Origin of the sequence: Rathayibacter sp. VKM Ac-2929, assembly GCF_022815495.1 — a bacterium.
Lineage (GTDB): Bacteria > Actinomycetota > Actinomycetes > Actinomycetales > Microbacteriaceae > Rathayibacter > Rathayibacter festucae.
This window is the reverse complement of sequence record NZ_JALGRV010000001.1, coordinates 958422-976134: the sequence shown is the minus strand read 5'-3', so window position 1 is coordinate 976134 and position 17713 is coordinate 958422. Positions and strand designations below refer to the sequence as shown.

Here is a 17713-nt window from a genome sequence, read left to right as displayed (position 1 = left end):
CTTCAGCCGCGCCGGAGACCTCGACGGGGCTGGAACACCTGCAGATCGAACGGATCCCCGCCGTGCGCCGACGGAGGGAGTCAGGTGCGGACGTGATCTCCGCGGGAGAGGGCGGCGAGGATGTCGGCCTCGACGAGGGGCCAGTCGTCGAGGACGAGGGAGGTGCGGTAGTGGCGGACGCGGTAGCCGAGCAGGCCGAGCTCGACATCGCGCCGGTTGTCGTGCTCGGGATCGTGGAACGCAGCACCGTCCACCTCGAGGGCGAGCACCTCGCCGAGCAGGAAGTCGATGCGCCGGTGGCCGATGCGCACCTGCTGGCGGAAGGCGATCCCGAGAGTTCGCAGCCGGAAGGCGACCATCGACTCCAGCCCGCTCTCGGAGGACGAACCGGCCCAGCGGAGGAGCCGCCGATGGGGAGCCGGCAGCCGCGCGAGGAGCCGCGCTCGACCTGCGGAGTCGAGGAGCCGCCGGTGCAGCGCCGATTCCAGGAGGACGAAGGCGAACTCGGCACCCTGGCAGGCCGCCGCCTCGACGACGCAGTCCTCGAGCGCCTGGATCAGCGCGGAGGGCCGCGGTGCCTCCTTCGACCAGTGGACGACGACGCCGGGATCATGGGAGAGCCGGACGGCGTGACGGTCCGGATCGCGGAGTCGCGAGGCGTGGGCGCGGACAGCGATGTGCAGGCCACGGAAGCGCGGCACCCAGAGCCCGTGCGCGACGGCGGCGTTCGCGCAGGCGAGGGCCCCGCCGACGCGGAAGGCGCGCTCGACTCCGGTGTCGACTCCGGGAAGGGCGTACCAGCCCTTCCTGACGCGGAGGAGCGCTCCGGTCTTCACCGCCTCGCGGAGCTCGCGTGCGGAGGAGCCCTCGCGGAGGAACTGCTCGGTCTTCACCAGGCCTCCGGCGCGGAGGACGGAGCCGGAGGACGCGCGCACAGGGAGAGCGTGGCCGCGCAGGAAGGGCGCGCGGGCGGCGCGGGCTCCGATCGGTGGAGAATCCGACGCCACGGCTCCTGTGGAGGGTGATGCCTCCGCGGGGAGTGGTGCGGTGTGCAGGCGATCCCGGCCTGCCCGGGCCTACGCGCGCGGCTCGAGGCGGCTTCGTCCTCGGATCGCCTGCAGACCGGACAGGTACCTGCACAACGGAGAGGCGCCTGCAGAGCGGACGCGGTGCGGGCAGGGACGCTGCTAGGGGGCGACGCGGCCGTTCGCGGTGAAGGCGGCGGCGGTGAGGGGCATGAGCTGCTCGAAGTGCTGCTCCATCTGCTCGGCGGCCATCTCGATCTCGCGCTGCGGGAAGGAGGGGAACGTCGAGTCCTCGCGCTTGGTGCGGAGGGAGAGGAAGTTCATCAGCGAGCGGGCGTTCAGCGTCACGTACATCGAGGAGTAGATGTTGAGCGGCAGGACGATGCGGGCGACCTCGCGGGCGACGCCCTCGCCGAGCATCCGCTGGTACGCCTCGAAGGCCTGGGTGCTGGCGCGTCGCGTCTCGTCTACCACGAGCTCCGTCTGCTCGGGGGTGCCGGGCTCGAAGGAGTAGGCGCCGGGCTTGCCGACCTGGACGAGGTTGCGCTGGGGGCCGGGCACGTAGAAGACGGGGCGGAGCTCGCGGTAGCGGCCCGACTCCTCGTTGTAGGAGGCGATGCGGTGCCGCATGAACTCGCGGAAGACGAAGATCGGCGCCTGCACGTAGAAGGTCATCGAGTTGTGCTCGAAGGGCGAGCCGTGGCGGTCGCGCATCAGGTAGTTGATCAGGCCGCGGTCGCGCTTGCCCTGCAGCTCGCTGTCGGCCGACTCCTCGTCGAGGGCGCCGGCGAGGGTCTTCTCGCCCTGCGTCGAGACGCGGGCGGCGAAGAGGACATCGGAGTCGTGGGCACTGGAGCGGACGAGCTCGACCACGACATCGGAGCGGAAAACGGGGCTGTCGGGTTCGCTCTGCTCGGTCACGGCTTCGACGATAGAGCACGGTCCGTCGACGCAGAGCGCAATGAACGGGCGTGCAGGGCAGTCGGCGCCTACCGTGATCGCGTGGACCCTCTCCAGATCGCGGCCGCCCTGCTGGGTCTCGTCGCGCTCGGAACCGCCCTCGGGCTGCTGCGCCGCCGCGCGGCCGGGCGTGTCCGCGCGCGGCCCGACGCCTCCGCCGAGCGCATCGATCCGGCCGCGCTGGTCGACGGCGCGGTCCTCGGCCGGCGAGCGACGATCGTGCAGTTCTCCACCGACTACTGCGCGCGCTGCCCGGCGGTGCACCGGATGCTCACGGACGTCTCCGGCGGTCGCGACGGCGTCGTGCACCTCGACGTCGACCTGACCCGCCGCGCCGACCTGGCCGACCGCTTCCGCATCCTGCAGACCCCGACCCTGCTCGTGCTCGACGCCGACGGCGTGGCCCGCAGCCGCATCGCCGGCGCTCCGGCCCGCGCCGTCGTCCTCGCCGAGCTCGACCGACTGGAGACAGCATGACCACCGCCCCGCCTGCCGGCTCCGTCGATCCGCGCGGACCGCGCTTCGCCGCCTCCGTCACCGCCGTGCTGCTGCTCGCTGCCGTGGGGCTCGGGCTCGCGGCGCCGGTGCCGGCGGACTCCACCGCCCGACTCGTCCAGCCCGGCTTCCTGCTGCTGGCGGTCCTCGCGGCGCTGTTCGCCTGGTCGGCCTCCCGCGGTGTCGGCTCGGGGCCCTGGGCGGTCGTCTTCCGCCGCCTCATCCGGCCCCGCCTCGCTCCGCCGGCGGAGTGGGAGGACGCCCGCCCCCCGCGCTTCGCCCAGCTGGTCGGGCTGCTCGTCACCGCCGCGGGAGTCGTCCTGCACCTCGCCGGAGTGCCGGGCGCGGTCCCCGTCGCCGCAGCGATCGCCTTCCTCGCCGCCTTCCTCAACGCGGCGTTCGGCCTCTGCCTGGGCTGCGAGCTCTACCTGCTCCTGGTGCGCGCCGGGGTCCTCGGCCGCACGGCCGGCTCCCGGGCCTGAGGCCCTAGGCTGAATCCCGCTTCGCGGGCGGCCCGCGACGGGCCTCGGGAGGCACCATGAGCGAATCGACCGCACGGCACTCGGACCAGGACGGCACCGGCAGCGCCGGCGACTCCCCCCGGCGCTCCACCCGCACGGCGGCACCGCGGCCGGCCGTGCCGCCCGGCGAGGCGCCGGACACGGCGACCCGCGCGCAGGAGGAGCCCGCGGCTCCGAAGCGGCTGCGGGTCCTGATCTCCGGGGCGAGCGGCATGATCGGCTCGGAGCTGGTGCGCCAGCTCCGCTCGGACGGGCACGAGATCTTCCGCCTGGTCCGCCACGCCCCGACCAGCCCGGACGAGTTCCACTGGGCGCCCGCCTCGCACATGCTCGACTTCAGCGTGCTCGACCGGGTCGACGCCGTGATCAACCTCTCGGGCGCCTCGATCAGCCGCCTCCCGTGGACCTCCTCGTACAAGCGCGAGATCCTCGATTCGCGGGTGCAGGCCACGCAGACCATCACCGACGCGATGCGGATGGCGTCCACTCCCCCGTCGATCCTGCTCAACGCCTCGGCCGTCGGCTACTACGGCGACCGGCCGGGCGAGGAGCTGACCGAGGAGTCCCCCCGCGGCGAGGGCTTCCTCGCCGACGTCGTCGAGCGCTGGGAGCAGGCGGCGCTGCTCGCTCCCGAGACCGCGCGCGTCGTGACGGTGCGCACCGGGCTCGTGCTCGGGAACGGCGGCGCCCTGAAGCCGCTGCTGCCGTTGACGAAGCTGGGACTGAGCGGCCCGCTCGGCGGCGGACAGCAGTACTGGCCGTGGATCAGCCACTACGACGAGGCCGCCGCGATCCGGCACCTGCTGACCTCGTCGCTGTCCGGCCCGGTCAACCTCGCGGGGCCCGAGGCCGCGACGGCGAACGAGGTCATGAGCACGCTGGCCGAGCTGATGCACCGGCCGTTCAAGCTGCCCGTCCCCGAGAAGATCATCGAGCTCGCACTGCGCGACGCGGGGCACGAGCTGCTGCTCTCGAGTCAGCGGCTGGTGCCGCAGCGGCTGCTCGACGACGGCTTCGTCTTCCGGCACCGCACGGTGGCCGAGGCGCTGCAGGCGGTGCTGGCGGACTGAGCGCCGCCGATCAGGCGGGCCGCTCGCGCTCCAGGGCGATCGAGCGGCGGATCGCCCCGCGGGCGCGCTTGCGGTCACCGCTCGCGTCGTAGGCGAGGCCGAGCCGGTACCAGGCGCGCCAGCTCTCGGGGTCCTCGTCGACGTCGGCCGCGTAGCGCGGGAAGAGCGCGTCGGCCTCGGTCCGGTCGAGTCGGCCGGTCGCACTGGATTCGAGGACCTCGGAGGGCAGGGCGTCCTCGGACTCGAGGCGCCGGGCCAGCTTCTCGGCGCGGACGCCGAAGGAGATCTCGCGCACGAGCCCCCAGACGCCGACTCCGCCGAGGACGAGCAGGCCGATGCCCATCACGATGCCCGGCACCGTTCCGGCGGCGAAGGCGACGTACGAGTACTGCAGGCAGACGAAGAGGTAGAGCGCGAGGAGGACGGCCATCAGGCCGACGCCGATGCGGGTCCTCACGGGGCGCTCGTGGCGGCCGCGGCCTGGCCGGAGGGCACGTCGTCGCTGATCGCCGGCTCGTCGCGGACCTGCTCGGCCAGGGGTGCGGCGTCGAAGGCGGCGCGGAGGTCGATCAGCGCGTCGAGGCCGACGACCACGCCGGTGGTGCTGCGCACGGCGTCGAGGGCGCGGAGGATGCCGGCCTCGTAGGACGCGGAGGACGTGGTGTCATGGCGGATCGTGACCGTCTCGCCGGTGCCGCCGAAGACCACCTCCTGGCGCGCCTCGACCCCGGGCAGGCGCAGGCTGTGCACCGGGATGCTCGCCACCTGCTGGCCGCGGGCGCGCTGGTCGGTGTGCGGCGCCTGAACGGGGCCCAGCTCGGCGCGCGCGCGGAGCAGCAGCTCGGCGGTGCGCACGGCGGTGCCGGAGGGCGAGTCGACCTTGCGCGCGCCGTGGGTCTCGACGATCTCGACCGCGTCGAAGAAGCGCGCCGCGACGGTGGACAGCGCGGTGGCGAGGACCGAGCCGAGCGAGAAGTTGGGGATGATCACCACGCCCGCGCCGGGCTGCGCGTCGACGCTGCGGCGGAGCGCCGCGATGCGGTCGCCGGTCCAGCCGGAGGTGCCGACGAGCACCTTCCTGCCGTTCGCGACGGCGAGGTCGACGATCTGCTGGCTGACGGCGGGAAGCGACATGTCCACGACGACGTCCGCCGCGAGCATCTCGCGCGGGTCGCTGCGCGAGCCGAGCCGGGCGACGAGGTCGAACTCCTCCGAGGCCTCGAGGAGCGAGCAGGTGAGGGAGCCGAGTTTGCCGGTTGCACCGACGACGGCGACGGAGGTGGTCACCGTGCCAGCCTAACGACCGCGGGTGGGGTGGGACTGCGGGCGGAGCGGGATCTCGATACGCCCGCTGCGCGAGCTACTCGATCAGCATGAGGGCGACACGGCCGCAGGCGACTGCGCGATCACGGGGACGGCGACAGCTCCGCTTCATGCTGGTCGAGCAGCCCCGGTGGGGCGTATCGAGACCGACCGTCGCCGGCAGGGCGGGTCTGCAGGCTTCTGTTCTGACGCTGGTGGATCTCGAGACGCCCGCTGCGCGGGCTGCTCGATCAGCATGCAGGCGATGTCAGTAGGACTGGGCCTCGGGGAGGCCGGTGCGCAGCTCGACCGGGAGGTGGGCGAGGTCGTTGTGGACGACGAGGACCGGGGGCTTGCGGGAGCGGACGCGGATGATCGTCAGGCCGCAGTTGGCCTGGTTCACGCCGAGCCAGCGCCAGTCGGGGGCGTCGAAGACGTGCCGGACGAACCAGCCGATGACGAAGTTGTGCGTGATGAGCAGGTCGTGGCGGTCCTCGCGGGACGGGGCGAGGAACTCGGCCACGGCGTCCTGCATCTGCGCGTGCCCGGCGTCGATCTCGGCCGGGGTGACGCTGCCGAAGAACGGCTCGAAGGCGCGCGGCATGTCCGGGGTCGGGCCGGAGGGGATGCAGTCGAACAGCAGCGAGGACGGCTCGATCGACAGCCCGGGCAGGACCGCCTGGAAGCGTGCGGCGGTCTCCTCCGCCCGGCGCAGCGGCGAGTGCCACGCCCCGGTGAAGGGGACGCCGCCGAGCCGCTCGGCGATGAGCCGGGCCTGGCGCTCGCCACGGGCCGACAGCGGCCCGTCGGGCATGCCGTGCTCGGCGTCCTGCTGCTCGCCGTGGCGGACGAGGTAGATGTAGTGGGACACGGAGGTCCTCCCTGGTGCGGCGCGACGGTGCGCGGTCAGCGGGTGTTCTCAGAGCGGATCAGGCCGCTGGAGTGGTCTCGATCTCGGCGATGCCGGCGAAGGTCGACTCGTCGACCGCCCCGACGGCCGAGATCGACGACGGCCCCCGGGCCAAGTCTGCCGCGAGTGCCTGGACGTCCTCCGCGCCGACGAGGGCGAGTCGGCGCAGGCTCTCGTCGAGGTCGACGAACTCGCCGAAGGTGAGCTCGGAGCGGCCGAGCCGCGACATCCGGGTGTCCGAGTCCTCCAGGGCGAGCGCTGCCGCGCCCGAGAGCTGGCCGCGGGCGCGGGCGAGCTCCTCGGCGGTGACGCCGTGCTCCGCCAGCCGGGTGAACTCGGCCAGCAGCAGCTCGGCGACGGTGCCGGCCTTCGACGGCGTGCAGGCCGCGTAGAGGCCGAAGAGCCCGGCGTCGGAGTAGGACGGGGCGAAGGAGTAGACGGAGTAGGCCAGGCCGCGCTTCTCGCGCACCTCCTGGAAGAGGCGCGAGGACATGCCGCCGCCGAGGATCGAGTTCAGCACGCCCATCGTCATCCGCCGGTCGTCCGCGGCGGCCAGGCCGGGGAAGCCGATCAGCAGGTTCGCCTGCTCGGTCGGGCGGTGCGTGATCGAGAGGGCGGTGCCGCGGGTGAAGACGGCCGAGCCGCCGACCCGGCGCTCGACCGGCGCGGCCGGCGTGCTGAGATCCCAGCCGTCGGCGGCGAGGACGCGCTCGAGCTGCGCGACGAGCACCTCGTGGTCGACCGCTCCCGCGACCGTGACGACGAGGTCGCGCGGGCGGTAGGCGGCGCGGTAGTGCGCCCAGACGGCGTCCCGGGTGGCCTCGCCGATGATGGCGGGGGTGCCGCCGATCGGGCGCCCGAGCGGGTGCTCGCCGAAGACGGCCTCGAAGAGCCGCTCACTGGCGACGTCGGCCGGGTCGTCATCGGCCATCGCGAGCTCCTCGAGGATGACGCCCCGCTCCGTCTCGAACTCGGCCGGGTCGAGCAGGCTCGAGGTGACCATGTCGCCGATGACCTCGACCGCCATCGGCAGATCGCGGTCCTGCACCTTGGCGTAGTAGCAGGTGTACTCCTTGGCGGTCAGCGCGTTGTGCTCGCCGCCGACCGAGTCGAAGGCGACCGCGATGTCGAGCGCCGACCGGGTGCCCGTGCCCTTGAAGAGCAGGTGCTCGAGGAAGTGCGTGGAGCCGAAGTTGGACGGCACGGCGGGACGTCCGTCGACCGCGGGAAGGGCGGGCGCCTCGTCGCGGGAGCCGGCCGCGACCCAGAAGCCGATCGTCGCGCTGCGGGCTCCGGGCATCGCCTCGCTGAGGATGCGGACACCGCTCGAGAGGACGGTCCGGCGGACGAGCGAGCCGCCGGCGGCCCCGATGGTCGTCTCCGGCTGTTCGAGAGGGAGTGCGACACCGTGGTTCATCCGGCACAGCCTAGGCCACCTGCACCGGGTGATCCCTGCGCGACCCGTCAGCGGCGGGCGCGCTCCAGGGCCGCCAGGTGCCCGGCGTCGAGCTCGAGCGAGACGGCGCGCACCACCGCGTCGACGTCGGCGGGAGATCGCGGGGCGACCGCAGCCGCGGTCACTCCCGGCCGGAAGAGCAGCCAGGCCAGTGCGACGGCGGCCGGGGTGGCCGAGAGCTCGGCGCCGATGGCGTCGAGGGCGACCAGCACGCGCCGCCCGCGCCGCCCGACGTGGGCGGCGGCGAGGACGCCGTCGGGGAGTCGGCCGAGCTGCCGTCGTCCGCGCTCGACGCCGTCGAGGAAGCCGTGCGCGAGCGGCGCCGTGCAGAGCAGCGAGAGACCCTGGCCGGCCGCGACGAGACCGAGGTCGCCGTCCGCCCGGGTGCTGTCGAGCAGGCTGTAGGGCAGCTCGACGCCGGCGAACCGCGGGTGGCCGTGGCCGGCGAGCACGCGCGCCTCGAAGAGCTCCTCGGCGGCGAATCCCGAGGCGACGGCGGTGCCGACGAGACCGCGCGCGAGCAGCACCTCGACGGCGCTGAGCAGCTGGTCGAGGCGACCGGCGCCATCGGGGCGGACTGCGAGGACGTCGAGTCGCTCGACTCCGAGGCGTCGCAGCGACTCCTCGACGCGGGTCACCAGGGCGCGCGGGGAGGCGACGGCGGACGGGGAGCCGCCGAATCGGCCGAGCAGCCGGAACCGATCGCGGTCGCGGTGGCCGGCGAGCCAGGCGCCGATCCGCTCCTCCCCCGACGCGGATCCGGCCGTGTCCGCGACGACGACGCCGTCGCCGCCCCAGGCCGCGAAGCGCTCGAGCAGCTCGGGGCCGCCGACCTCGCGCCGCGCGAGCGCTGCGGCGTCGAGGACGAGCGGGAAGAGGGACTCGGCCGTGTCGCCGAGCGAGCGCCGGAGGGCGGCGGGGGCCACGACGGGTCCGCTGTCCGCGAGGGGCGGATGCGCCGCGGTGCCGCGCACCGTCCGCGCGCCGGAGCCGGCCTTCACCCTCGCCACTCGCCCACTCCCCCGCGGCGGTCGGGTCCGCCGAGACCGAGGGTATCCGAGCGCGGCGGGCGCCTCGCGGGGCGCTCGGGAACGCTTAATCCGATCGTTACACGGTGTTCTCCGGCGGTCTCGCGAGGGTGCCCGGCGACGGTGCGGCGACCCCGCCGGCGTCGGTGGTGGCGGCTAGATTCGGGCCATGGAGCCCCTCACCCCGACCCCCGCGACGCCCTGGTGGACGAGCGCGGTCGTCTACCAGATCTACCCCCGCTCGTTCGCCGACTCGAACGGCGACGGGTTCGGCGACCTCGGCGGCATCCGCGCGCATCTCGACCACCTCGCCGACCTCGGCGTGGACGTCGTCTGGCTGTCGCCGGTCTACCCGTCGCCCCAGCACGACAACGGCTACGACATCTCGGACTACCAGGACATCGACCCGCTGTTCGGCTCGCTCGAGGAGTTCGACCTGCTCCTCGCCGAGGCGCACGAGCGCGGCATCAAGCTGGTGATGGACCTCGTGGTGAACCACACCAGCGACGAGCACGCCTGGTTCGTGCAGTCGCGCTCCTCGCAGGAGGACGCGCAGCGCGACTGGTACTGGTGGCGGCAGGGGCGCGAGAACGCGGCTCGGGAGGCGGTGCTCGCGCCGGACGCCGAGCTCGAGGCGACCGCGGAGGCGGGCTTCGACGTCGCCGAGCCCAACGGCTGGCGCTCCTACTTCTCCGGCCCGGCCTGGACCCTCGATCCGGCGACCGACGAGTACTTCCTGCACCTCTTCGCGGTGCAGCAGCCCGACCTCAACTGGGAGAACCCGGAGGTCCGGCACGCGGTGCACGCGATGATGAACTGGTGGCTCGACCGCGGGGTCGACGGCTTCCGGATGGACGTCATCAACCTGGTCTCGAAGAACGTCGAGGAGATCGACGGGCCGGGCGGCGGCTCCGGGATCGTCGGCGGGGTGGGCCCCCGGCTGCACGAGTACCTCCGCGAGATGAACGAGGCGGTGTTCGCCGGGCGCGACGCCGCGCTGATGACGGTCGGCGAGATGCCGGGCGTCACGCTCGAGGAGGCGGTGCTCGTCACCGACCCGGAGCGGCGCGAGCTCGACATGGTCTTCCAGTTCGAGCACGTCGGGATCGACCACGGCGTCGACAAGTTCCACCCGGTCCCACTCGATCTCGTCGCCCTCAAGGCGAATCTCGCCCGCTGGCAGGACGGACTGGCCGAGCGCGGCTGGAACAGCCTCTACCTCGGCAACCACGACCAGCCCCGGCTGGTGTCCCGCTTCGGCGACGACGCCACCTGGCGCTACGAGTCGGCCACGCTCTGGGCGACGCTCCTGCACCTGCAGCGCGGCACGCCGTACATCTACCAGGGCGACGAGATCGGCATGACCAACGTGCCGTTCGCCGGCATCGAGGACTTCCGCGACGTCGAGTCGCTGAACTACTACGCCGAGGCGGTGGAGGAGCGCGGCGAGGACCCGGAGCAGGTGCTCGCGGGACTGCGCGCGCAGAGCCGCGACAACGCGCGGACGCCGGTGCAGTGGGACGGCGGACCGCAGGCCGGCTTCACGACGGGCGAGCCGTGGATCCCGGTCAACCCGAACCACGTCGAGGTGAACGTCGCGGCCGACCGTGCGGCGGAGCGCTCCGTCTTCGAGTACTACCGCGCGCTGATCGCGCTGCGGCACGAGGACGAGACGGTGCAGCTGGGCCGCTTCGCCCTGCTCGAGGCCGAGCATCCGACGCTCTTCGCGTTCACCCGCACCGGGGCGAGCGAGCTGCTCGTGGTCGGCAACGTCTCCGGCGAGCCGCTCGAGGTCGCGCTGCTCGAGGAGTGGGCCGGAGCCGAGACGGTGCTGGGCAACGTCGCGGGCGCGTCGGGATCGACGCTCGGGCCGTGGGAGGCGCGCATCCTGCGTCGCTGACCGCCGGACCGGCAGCACCCCTGCTCGGCGGGGCGCTGCCGGGCCGGCCTGTGCTGCCCACCGACCTGTGGGGGCGCCGCTCAGGCGGAGGCGCGGTCGAGCTGGGCGATCTCGCTCCGGGTGATCGGCAGCGTGGCGGCTCCGAAGATCGATGCCAGTTCCTCGGCGCCGCGGGCGCGCACGATGACGGCCGAGACCTCCTGGTGCGCGAGCACCCAGGCGAGCGCGGCGGTGCCGGGGTTGCTGCCGTGCGCCTCCGCGACCTCGTCGAGCGCCGCGAGCACCTTGTTGCCGTGCCGGCCGACGTAGTCGAGCGCGGCCTCGAACATGACCGACTCCGGCTCGTCGGAGCGGTGGCGCAGCCGACCCGTCAGGTAGCCGCTCGCGAGCGGCAGGCGGGCGAGGGTGCCGAGACCCTGGCGGAGCACCTCGGGGGCGACGTCGGCCTCGTAGTGCTTGCGCTCCATCAGGTTGTACTCGGCGATCACCGCGGTGAAGGCGGGCAGGCCGAGGTCGCGAGCCGCCGCCTCCGCCTCGGCCAGGGCGGCCCCGCTGAAGTGCGCCGCGCCCAGGGCGCCGACCGAGCCGTTCTCGATGAACGGGGCGACGGCGGCGAGGCTCTCGGCGATCGGGACCTCCGGGTCCTCGCTGTCGAAGGAGAGCAGGTCGATCCGGGTGCCGAGCCGCTCCAGGCAGCCCTCGATCGCGACCCGCACGTCCTCGGCCGCGAGGCCCGGGGCGTCGGGGTGGCGGCCGACCTTGGTGGCGACGAGCAGCTCGTCGCGCCGGGTGGACTGCTCGAGCCAGCGGCCGATCATGTACTCGCTGCGCCCGGTGGCGTAGTGGTCGGCGGTCGAGATCAGCGTCCCGCCGAGCTCGGCGAACGCGTCGAGGACCTCGGTGGTCTCGTCGATGCTCGCGGCCCAGCCGAAGACGGAGCCGTCGAGGGCGACCGGGTGCACGGGCAGACCGGTGGCTCCGAGGAGGCGGGGCGGAAGGGGCGTCTCCGGCGCGAGGGCCGGGGGCGTCGAGTCGGTCACGGGGTCCTCCGGTCGGGGCGGTGCGACGGCACGGTCCCGCCACCGTACCCCACGGACGACGGGCCGCCGGCCCACCGGGGTGCGGCCGTACTCCGGGAACGACGGACGCCCGCCCCACCGGAGGGGACGGCCATCACCCCCGGGAACGACGGACGCCCGCCCCACCGGAGTGGGACGGGCGTCGGTCGTGCGGGAGGGATCAGCTCTCGGCGGGGACCTCGACGGGCGCCTCGGCGTCCTCGGCCACGACGGGCGCGAGGGACAGCTTGCCGCGGTCGTCGATCTTGGTGATCGAGACGAGCAGCTTCTGGCCGACTCCGAGGACGTCCTCGACGTTCTCGACGCGCTTGCCGCCGGCGAGCTTGCGGACCTCGCTGATGTGCAGGAGGCCGTCCTTGCCGGGGAGGAGCGAGACGAACGCACCGAAGGTCGCGATCTTGACGACGGTTCCGAGGAACTGCTCGCCGACCTCGGGGTTGGTCGGGTTCGCGATGGCGTTGACCTGGGCGCGAGCGGCCTCGGCCGACGGTCCGTCGACGGCACCGATGTAGACGGTGCCGTCCTCCTCGATGGAGATGTCGGCGCCGGTCTCGTCCTGGATCGCGTTGATCGTCTTGCCCTTGGGGCCGATCAGCTCGCCGATCTTGTCGACGGGGATCTGGACCGAGATCACGCGGGGCGCGGTCGGGGCCATCTCGTCGGGCTGGTCGATGGCCGCCGTGAGCACCGCGAGGATCGTGGTGCGCGCGTCCTTGGCCTGCTTGAGCGCGGCGTCGAGGACCGACGACGGGATGCCGTCGAGCTTCGTGTCGAGCTGGATGGCCGTGACGTACTCGGAGGTGCCGGCGACCTTGAAGTCCATGTCGCCGAGCGCGTCCTCGGCGCCCAGGATGTCGGTCAGCGCCGCGTAGCGGGTGTGACCGTCGACCACGTCGGAGACGAGGCCCATCGCGATGCCCGCGACCGGGGCGCGCAGCGGCACACCGGCGTTGAGGAGCGACAGGGTCGATGCGCAGACGGAGCCCATCGAGGTGGAGCCGTTGGAGCTGAGCGCCTCGGACACCTGGCGGATCGCGTAGGGGAACTCCTCGCGGCTCGGCAGCACCGGCACGAGGGCGCGCTCGGCGAGGAAGCCGTGCCCGATCTCGCGACGCTTCGGCGACCCGACGCGGCCGGTCTCACCGGTCGAGTAGGGCGGGAAGTTGTAGTGGTGCAGGTAGCGCTTCTTCGTGACGGGCGACAGCGAGTCGATCTGCTGCTCCATCTTGAGCATGTTCAGCGTGGTGACGCCCAGGATCTGGGTCTCGCCGCGCTGGAAGATCGCCGAGCCGTGGACGCGCGGGATGACCTGCACCTCGGCGTCGAGCGGTCGGATGTCGGCCAGGCCGCGGCCGTCGATGCGGACGCCGTCGCGGAGGATGCGGCCGCGGACGACCACCTTCGTGACGGACTTGTACGCGGCGCCGACCTGCGCGAAGGCCTCGGCGGAGAGGCGGCCGGAGGCGATGCGCTCGGCGATCTGCTCCTTGACCTTCGCCTTGAGGGCGTCGTCGGCGTCCTGACGCTCGACCTTGTCGGCGATCTGGTAGACGCGGACGAGCTCGTCGTAGCTGAGCTCGGCGACGTTGTCGTAGGTCTCCTGCGCGTAGGGCAGGAAGACCGGGTAGTCCTTGACCGGCTTCGCGGTCTCGGCGGCCAGCTTCGACTGCGCCTCGACGAGCGCGCGGAGGAAGGGCTTGGCGGCCTCGAGGCCCTGGGCGACGACGGCCTCGTCGGGCTTGGTGGCGCCCGCCTTGATGAGGTTCCACGACACGTCGGTGGCCTCGGCCTCGACCATCATGATGGCGACGTCCGAGGAGCCGTCCTCGTTGGTGACGACGCGGCCGGCCACGGTGAGGTCGAAGACGGCGTTCTCGAGCTGCGAGGCCTTGGGGAAGGCGACCCACTGGTCGTTGCCGGAGCCGTCGGACATGAGCGCGAGGCGCACACCGGCGACCGGGCCCGAGAAGGGCAGGCCGGAGATCTGGGTCGAGGCGCTCGCGGCGTTGATCGCGAGGGCGTCGTAGAACTCGTCCGGGGCGATGCTGAGGACCGTGATGACGATCTGGACCTCGTTGCGCAGGCCCTCGACGAACGAGGGGCGCAGCGGCCGGTCGATCAGACGGCAGACCAGGATCGCCTCGGTGGAGGGGCGGCCCTCGCGGCGGAAGAAGGAGCCGGGGATCTTGCCGGCGGCGTAGGAGCGCTCCTCGACGTCGACGGTCAGCGGGAAGAAGTCGAAGTTGTCCTTCGGGTTCTTCGACGCCGAGGTGGCGGAGAGGAGCATGGTGTCCTCGTCGAGGTACGCGGCGACCGCGCCCTGAGCCTGCTGCGCGAGGCGGCCGGTCTCGAAGCGGACGGTGCGGGTGCCGTACGAGCCGTTGTCGAGAACGGCTTCGGCGAATGTGATTTCAGGACCTTCCAAGAGGTCTGTCTCCTTAACGTCTGCAGCGGCACCCCTCTGGGCGCCGGCGTTCGTCGGAGCGGCATGACGGTCAGGAATCGCACGCGATCCCACGGCAGGGCTTCGCGCCGTGCCGTCGTGTGGAGGGCGTTCGTGCTGGCCACCAGTAGAAGGGCTCCGGGTCTGCCCGACATCGTCCACTGCGCTGCAGCAGCGCGTGATGTCGCGAACCGGGACTCCACCACCGAGGACCAGCTTCCTGCCGGCCTGCTCCGTGGTTCGAACCCGACGGCGACCGGCGGTCGCTCCCGGATTCGGAACCGGTTCATGCTATCAGTGCGGGCCCCGATCGACCAGGAACCGCGGGATCGCCGCGCGGCTCCGCCCCGGGATCACCGCCGCACGGCTACCAGATCGTGCCGGCCCCGACGGTGATCGCCGCGAGCATCAGCGCGCCGAGGACGAGTCCGACCACCGCGCGGGTCACGCCCGCGCCCCGCCGCGCGCCGCCCTTGACGAGTCCGACGACACCGAAGACGACGGCGAGCAGGTCGAGCGGGCCGCCGAGCAGCAGGCCGATGAACAGCGGGATCGGGGTGAGGAGCACGCCCAGGATCCCGAGGACGAGAGACGCGGTCGCGGCGGCGTTGCCGAGCGGGGCCGCGGGCGGTGCGAGCGGAGCGAGGTCGCCGGTCCACGCGCGGCCGTCCCAGTAGCGCTGCGTGTTCACCTGCGCCGGGTCCGGGTACCAGCCGGCCGGCGGACCCGCCGCAGCCGGCTCGTCCCAGAAGCCGGCCGCCGAGCGGTCGGCGCCGGCCGGGCCCTCGGCGTCAGCCACGGGTCTCGTGCATCAGCAGCTGGACCCGGAGACCGCCCTTGCCCCTCACGATGCGGGCGGGGATGCGCGGCTGCTTGCCGGCCTCCGTGAGCCGGGCCAGGGCCGCCTCGACCACGTTCTCGAGCCCGCGGGGCACGTAGCCGACGAGATCGGTCGGCCGGTGGTTCGCGAAGAGCCGGACCGGCATCGGGGCGTCGGTGCGCTCCTCCTCGATCGTGCGACGCGGGATGACCGCCGTGATCTCCTCCTCGCCGAGGGCGTGCACGCGGGCCAGCTCGTCCTGGTGCGGCAGGGAGTCGGCGATGCCCAGGAGGGTGTCACCGCGCTTGGACTTCGGCCGCAGCTCGTAGTCGTAGTCGTCGAGCTTGCCCGAGCCGCGGTCGCCGGCGGGCAGGGGGTCGGAGTCGGAGCGGCCGAACGAGAAGAGCTTCATGCCTCCATCATGGAGCGCCGGGGCCGCCCCTGTCGCGGGCCGCGCCCGCCTCCCGCAGCAGGCGTCCTCAGACGGCCGAGCGCAGCATCCGCGCGATGGCCACCAGCACGAGCGCGAGCACGATCGCCACGAAGCCGACCAGCACCGGAACCGCGGGGAGGACGGCGAGCGCCGCACCGATCAGGAGGACCGGGACCGCGAGACCGACGTAGGAGGCGAGGAACATCCCGGCGAGGACCTCGCCGCGGGTCTCCTCGGAGGCGAGCGAGCCGGCGACCCCGAGCGCCAGGCGGAAGATCAGGCCGACGCCGGCCCCGGCGATCACGCCGCCGCCGATGAAGGCGGGCAGCACCACGGCGACGGCGCCCCAGGTGACGAGCACGAGCCCGACGGTGAGGGCCGCGGCGGAGAGGAGCAGCGCGCGGCGGACGGGCAGGCGCGCGGCGGTCAGCTGGGCGACAGCTCCGGCCGCGAAGACGCCGAAAGAGACGACGCCCGCCAGCAGGTGCGAGGTCTCACCGAAGCGGCCGGCCAGGAAGGTCGGCGCGAGCGAGGTGAAGAGGCCGAAGACGGCGAAGCCGGCGAACGCGCCGACCGCGGCCGACAGGAAGGTGCCGCGCGAGGCGGCGGGGACGGCGAGCCGCTGCGGCCGGTAGGCGGGCAGCTCCTCGCGGCGCTCGACGGTCTCGGGGACGAGGGCGACCGCGATGCCGAGCACGACGAGCAGCACCAGGAAGACCTCGTAGGGCACGACGAGGGGGCGGTCGACGGTCACCGCGAGGACGCCGCCGATCAGCGGGCCGAGGGCGAGGCCACCGACGTTGACGAGGGTCGAGACGGCGCGCGAGGCGCCGGGTCCCTCCTCCGGCCGGGCGATCGCGCGGAGCTCGGAGAGGTGGGCGGTGGCGGTCGCGGTGAGCGCGCCGACGCCGATGCCGGTCAGCAGACGGGCGACGATCAGACCCGGCACGTCCGGCCAGAGCAGGAAGACGATGCTCGCCAGCACCTCGACGAGGATCGCGGCGAGCAGGATGCGGCGCCGGCCGAGCCAGTCGCTGACGTGGCCGGCGAGGAAGAGGCTGGCCACCACTCCGACGGCGTAGGCCGCGAAGATCACCGTCACGACGAAGGCGGGGAAGCCGTCGCGCTGCTGGTAGATCGCGTAGAGCGGGGTCGGCACGGTCGAGAAGGCCATCACGGAGAGGAAGGCGACCGCGATCACCCAGAAGCCGAGGTGGTGCCCGAGCTCGGGGCGGCGTGCGGCGGAGGAGGCGGTGCGGGCGGTCGTGCGCTCGGCGGGGGTTCCGGTGGTCGGCATGCGCCCAGACTGCTCCTCCCGATCGTCCACGTCCAACGGAGGATCATGGACGCATTGATCGACGATCCTGCATGATTCTCGGATGGACGATCGTCAGCTCGCCGCCTTCGTCGCCGTCGCGGAGGAGCTCAGCTTCACCCGCGCGGCCGCCCGCCTCTACGTGGTGCAGTCGACGCTGTCGGCGACCGTCCGCGCGCTCGAGCAGGACCTGGGGGCGCCGCTGTTCACCCGCTCGACGCGGCGCGTGGCGCTGACGGCCGTCGGCGAGGCGCTGCTGCCCTCGGCCCGCGCGGCGATCGACAGCGTCGACCGGATGCGCTCGCTCGCGGCCGAGGACGCGGCGGGGCTCCGCGGCCGGGTCCGGGTCGGCACCTTCTCGGCGCTCGACATCCTCGACCTGCCGGGTGTCCTCGGCGCGTTCCGGCGCCGGCATCCGCTGGTCGACCTGCTCCTGCGCACCTCGCCGAGCGGATCGACCGGGCTGGCAGAGGACCTGCGCCGTGGCCGGCTCGACGTCGCCCTGCTCGCGCTGCCTGTCGCCGAGCTGGACGATCTCGCCGTGACGACCGTCGTCCGCGACCGGTACGTGCTGCTGGTCGACAGCGCGGACCCGCTGGCAGGGCTGGTGCGGCCCTCCCCCGCGGACCTGGAGGGCGCGGCGTTCATCGACACCCCGTCCGGCTTCGGCAACCGCGTCAGCGTGGACCGGGCCTTCCGTGCGGCGGGAGCGACGCGACGGGTCGCGACCGAGGTCGCCGATCTGCCCGCCATCCCGCTCTTCGTGCAGGCCGGTCTGGGACCCGCGGTGGTCCCCCGATCGGGCATCGCGCCGCTGGAGGGGGTGACCGCGATCGAGCTCGACTGGCCCGGGCTGGTCTGGGAGGTCTCGGTCTGCAGTGCGCAGCGCCCCTCCGCGGCCGTGCAGGCCCTCACCGCGCTGCTGGCGGAGCGGACCGGGGCGGTCTGACGCCTCG

At 73.3% G+C, this 17713-nt stretch carries 17 protein-coding genes; 5 read left to right on the top strand and 12 right to left on the bottom strand.

Annotated elements, in window-relative coordinates; all coding sequences use genetic code 11:
* Positions 1-80: 80 nt before the first annotated feature.
* A complete protein-coding gene (locus MT355_RS04360; protein ID WP_243598660.1) occupies positions 81-935 on the bottom strand; it encodes a type IV toxin-antitoxin system AbiEi family antitoxin domain-containing protein in 855 nt (284 codons plus the stop codon).
* A 252-nt stretch (positions 936-1187) separates the two neighbouring features.
* Positions 1188-1946: an FAD-dependent thymidylate synthase gene (gene thyX / locus MT355_RS04355; RefSeq protein ID WP_243598659.1), complete on the bottom strand. Its 759-nt coding sequence runs from the start codon at positions 1944-1946 to the stop codon at positions 1188-1190.
* 81 nt (positions 1947-2027) lie between these two features.
* Between thyX and MT355_RS04350 the strand changes: the two genes are divergently transcribed.
* Genes MT355_RS04350 through MT355_RS04340 form a run of 3 tightly spaced genes read left to right on the top strand, consistent with a single transcriptional unit; the run spans position 2028 to position 4071 of the window.
* Positions 2028-2462: a thioredoxin family protein gene (locus MT355_RS04350; protein ID WP_243598658.1), complete on the top strand. Its 435-nt coding sequence runs from the start codon at positions 2028-2030 to the stop codon at positions 2460-2462.
* Positions 2459-2962: a DUF4395 domain-containing protein gene (locus tag MT355_RS04345; RefSeq protein WP_243598657.1), complete on the top strand. Its 504-nt coding sequence runs from the start codon at positions 2459-2461 to the stop codon at positions 2960-2962. The genes MT355_RS04350 and MT355_RS04345 overlap by 4 nt, the downstream gene beginning before the upstream one ends.
* Positions 2963-3018: 56 nt before the next feature.
* Positions 3019-4071, top strand: coding sequence for a TIGR01777 family oxidoreductase (locus MT355_RS04340; protein WP_279392004.1), 1053 nt, complete (start codon positions 3019-3021; stop codon positions 4069-4071).
* A gap of 10 nt (positions 4072-4081) precedes the next feature.
* On the opposite strand, the gene MT355_RS04335 is transcribed toward MT355_RS04340, so the two are convergent.
* The 5 genes from MT355_RS04335 to MT355_RS04315 all read right to left on the bottom strand — a co-directional run bounded on the left by MT355_RS04335 (position 4082) and on the right by MT355_RS04315 (position 8749).
* On the bottom strand, positions 4082-4528 hold the full coding sequence (locus tag MT355_RS04335; protein ID WP_243587340.1) for a hypothetical protein: 447 nt from the start codon (positions 4526-4528) through the stop codon (positions 4082-4084).
* Positions 4525-5358, bottom strand: coding sequence for a 4-hydroxy-tetrahydrodipicolinate reductase (gene dapB, locus MT355_RS04330; protein WP_243598656.1), 834 nt, complete (start codon positions 5356-5358; stop codon positions 4525-4527). The genes MT355_RS04335 and dapB overlap by 4 nt, the downstream gene beginning before the upstream one ends.
* Positions 5359-5641: 283 nt before the next feature.
* The gene (locus tag MT355_RS04325; protein WP_123447881.1) at positions 5642-6244 is read right to left on the bottom strand and encodes a histidine phosphatase family protein; all 603 of its coding nucleotides are present in this window, start codon (positions 6242-6244) and stop codon (positions 5642-5644) included.
* Positions 6245-6302: 58 nt separating this feature from the next.
* Complete coding sequence (locus tag MT355_RS04320; RefSeq protein WP_123737198.1) at positions 6303-7700, bottom strand: pitrilysin family protein; 1398 nt, start codon at positions 7698-7700, stop codon at positions 6303-6305.
* A gap of 47 nt (positions 7701-7747) precedes the next feature.
* Entirely contained in the window at positions 7748-8749 is a 1002-nt protein-coding gene (locus MT355_RS04315; RefSeq protein WP_243598655.1) for an aldo/keto reductase, read from the bottom strand.
* A 187-nt stretch (positions 8750-8936) separates the two neighbouring features.
* On the opposite strand from MT355_RS04315, the gene MT355_RS04310 reads away from it, so the two are divergent.
* Positions 8937-10667, top strand: a complete 1731-nt coding sequence (locus MT355_RS04310; protein ID WP_243598654.1) for an alpha-glucosidase — start codon at positions 8937-8939, stop codon at positions 10665-10667.
* An 80-nt stretch (positions 10668-10747) separates the two neighbouring features.
* Here MT355_RS04310 and MT355_RS04305 read toward each other — a convergent pair whose 3' ends face one another.
* The 5 genes from MT355_RS04305 to MT355_RS04285 all read right to left on the bottom strand — a co-directional run bounded on the left by MT355_RS04305 (position 10748) and on the right by MT355_RS04285 (position 16739).
* Positions 10748-11707: an aldo/keto reductase gene (locus tag MT355_RS04305; protein ID WP_185020530.1), complete on the bottom strand. Its 960-nt coding sequence runs from the start codon at positions 11705-11707 to the stop codon at positions 10748-10750.
* A 199-nt stretch (positions 11708-11906) separates the two neighbouring features.
* Positions 11907-14171, bottom strand: a complete 2265-nt coding sequence (locus MT355_RS04300) for a polyribonucleotide nucleotidyltransferase (protein WP_123447886.1) — start codon at positions 14169-14171, stop codon at positions 11907-11909.
* A 385-nt stretch (positions 14172-14556) separates the two neighbouring features.
* Positions 14557-14988 (bottom strand): DUF2510 domain-containing protein, encoded by a 432-nt coding sequence (locus MT355_RS04295; RefSeq protein ID WP_243598653.1) that lies wholly within the window; start codon positions 14986-14988, stop codon positions 14557-14559.
* Entirely contained in the window at positions 14981-15421 is a 441-nt protein-coding gene (locus tag MT355_RS04290; protein ID WP_243598652.1) for a hypothetical protein, read from the bottom strand. The genes MT355_RS04295 and MT355_RS04290 overlap by 8 nt, the downstream gene beginning before the upstream one ends.
* A gap of 67 nt (positions 15422-15488) precedes the next feature.
* On the bottom strand, positions 15489-16739 hold the full coding sequence (locus MT355_RS04285; protein ID WP_243598651.1) for an MFS transporter: 1251 nt from the start codon (positions 16737-16739) through the stop codon (positions 15489-15491).
* Between the two features lie 82 nt (positions 16740-16821).
* Here MT355_RS04285 and MT355_RS04280 point away from each other — a divergent pair, with 82 nt between their 5' ends.
* Positions 16822-17706 carry a LysR family transcriptional regulator gene (locus MT355_RS04280; RefSeq protein WP_123447890.1) on the top strand — a complete coding sequence of 295 codons (885 nt, stop codon included), beginning with the start codon at positions 16822-16824 and terminating at the stop codon, positions 17704-17706.
* The last annotated feature ends 7 nt before the right edge of the window (positions 17707-17713 follow it).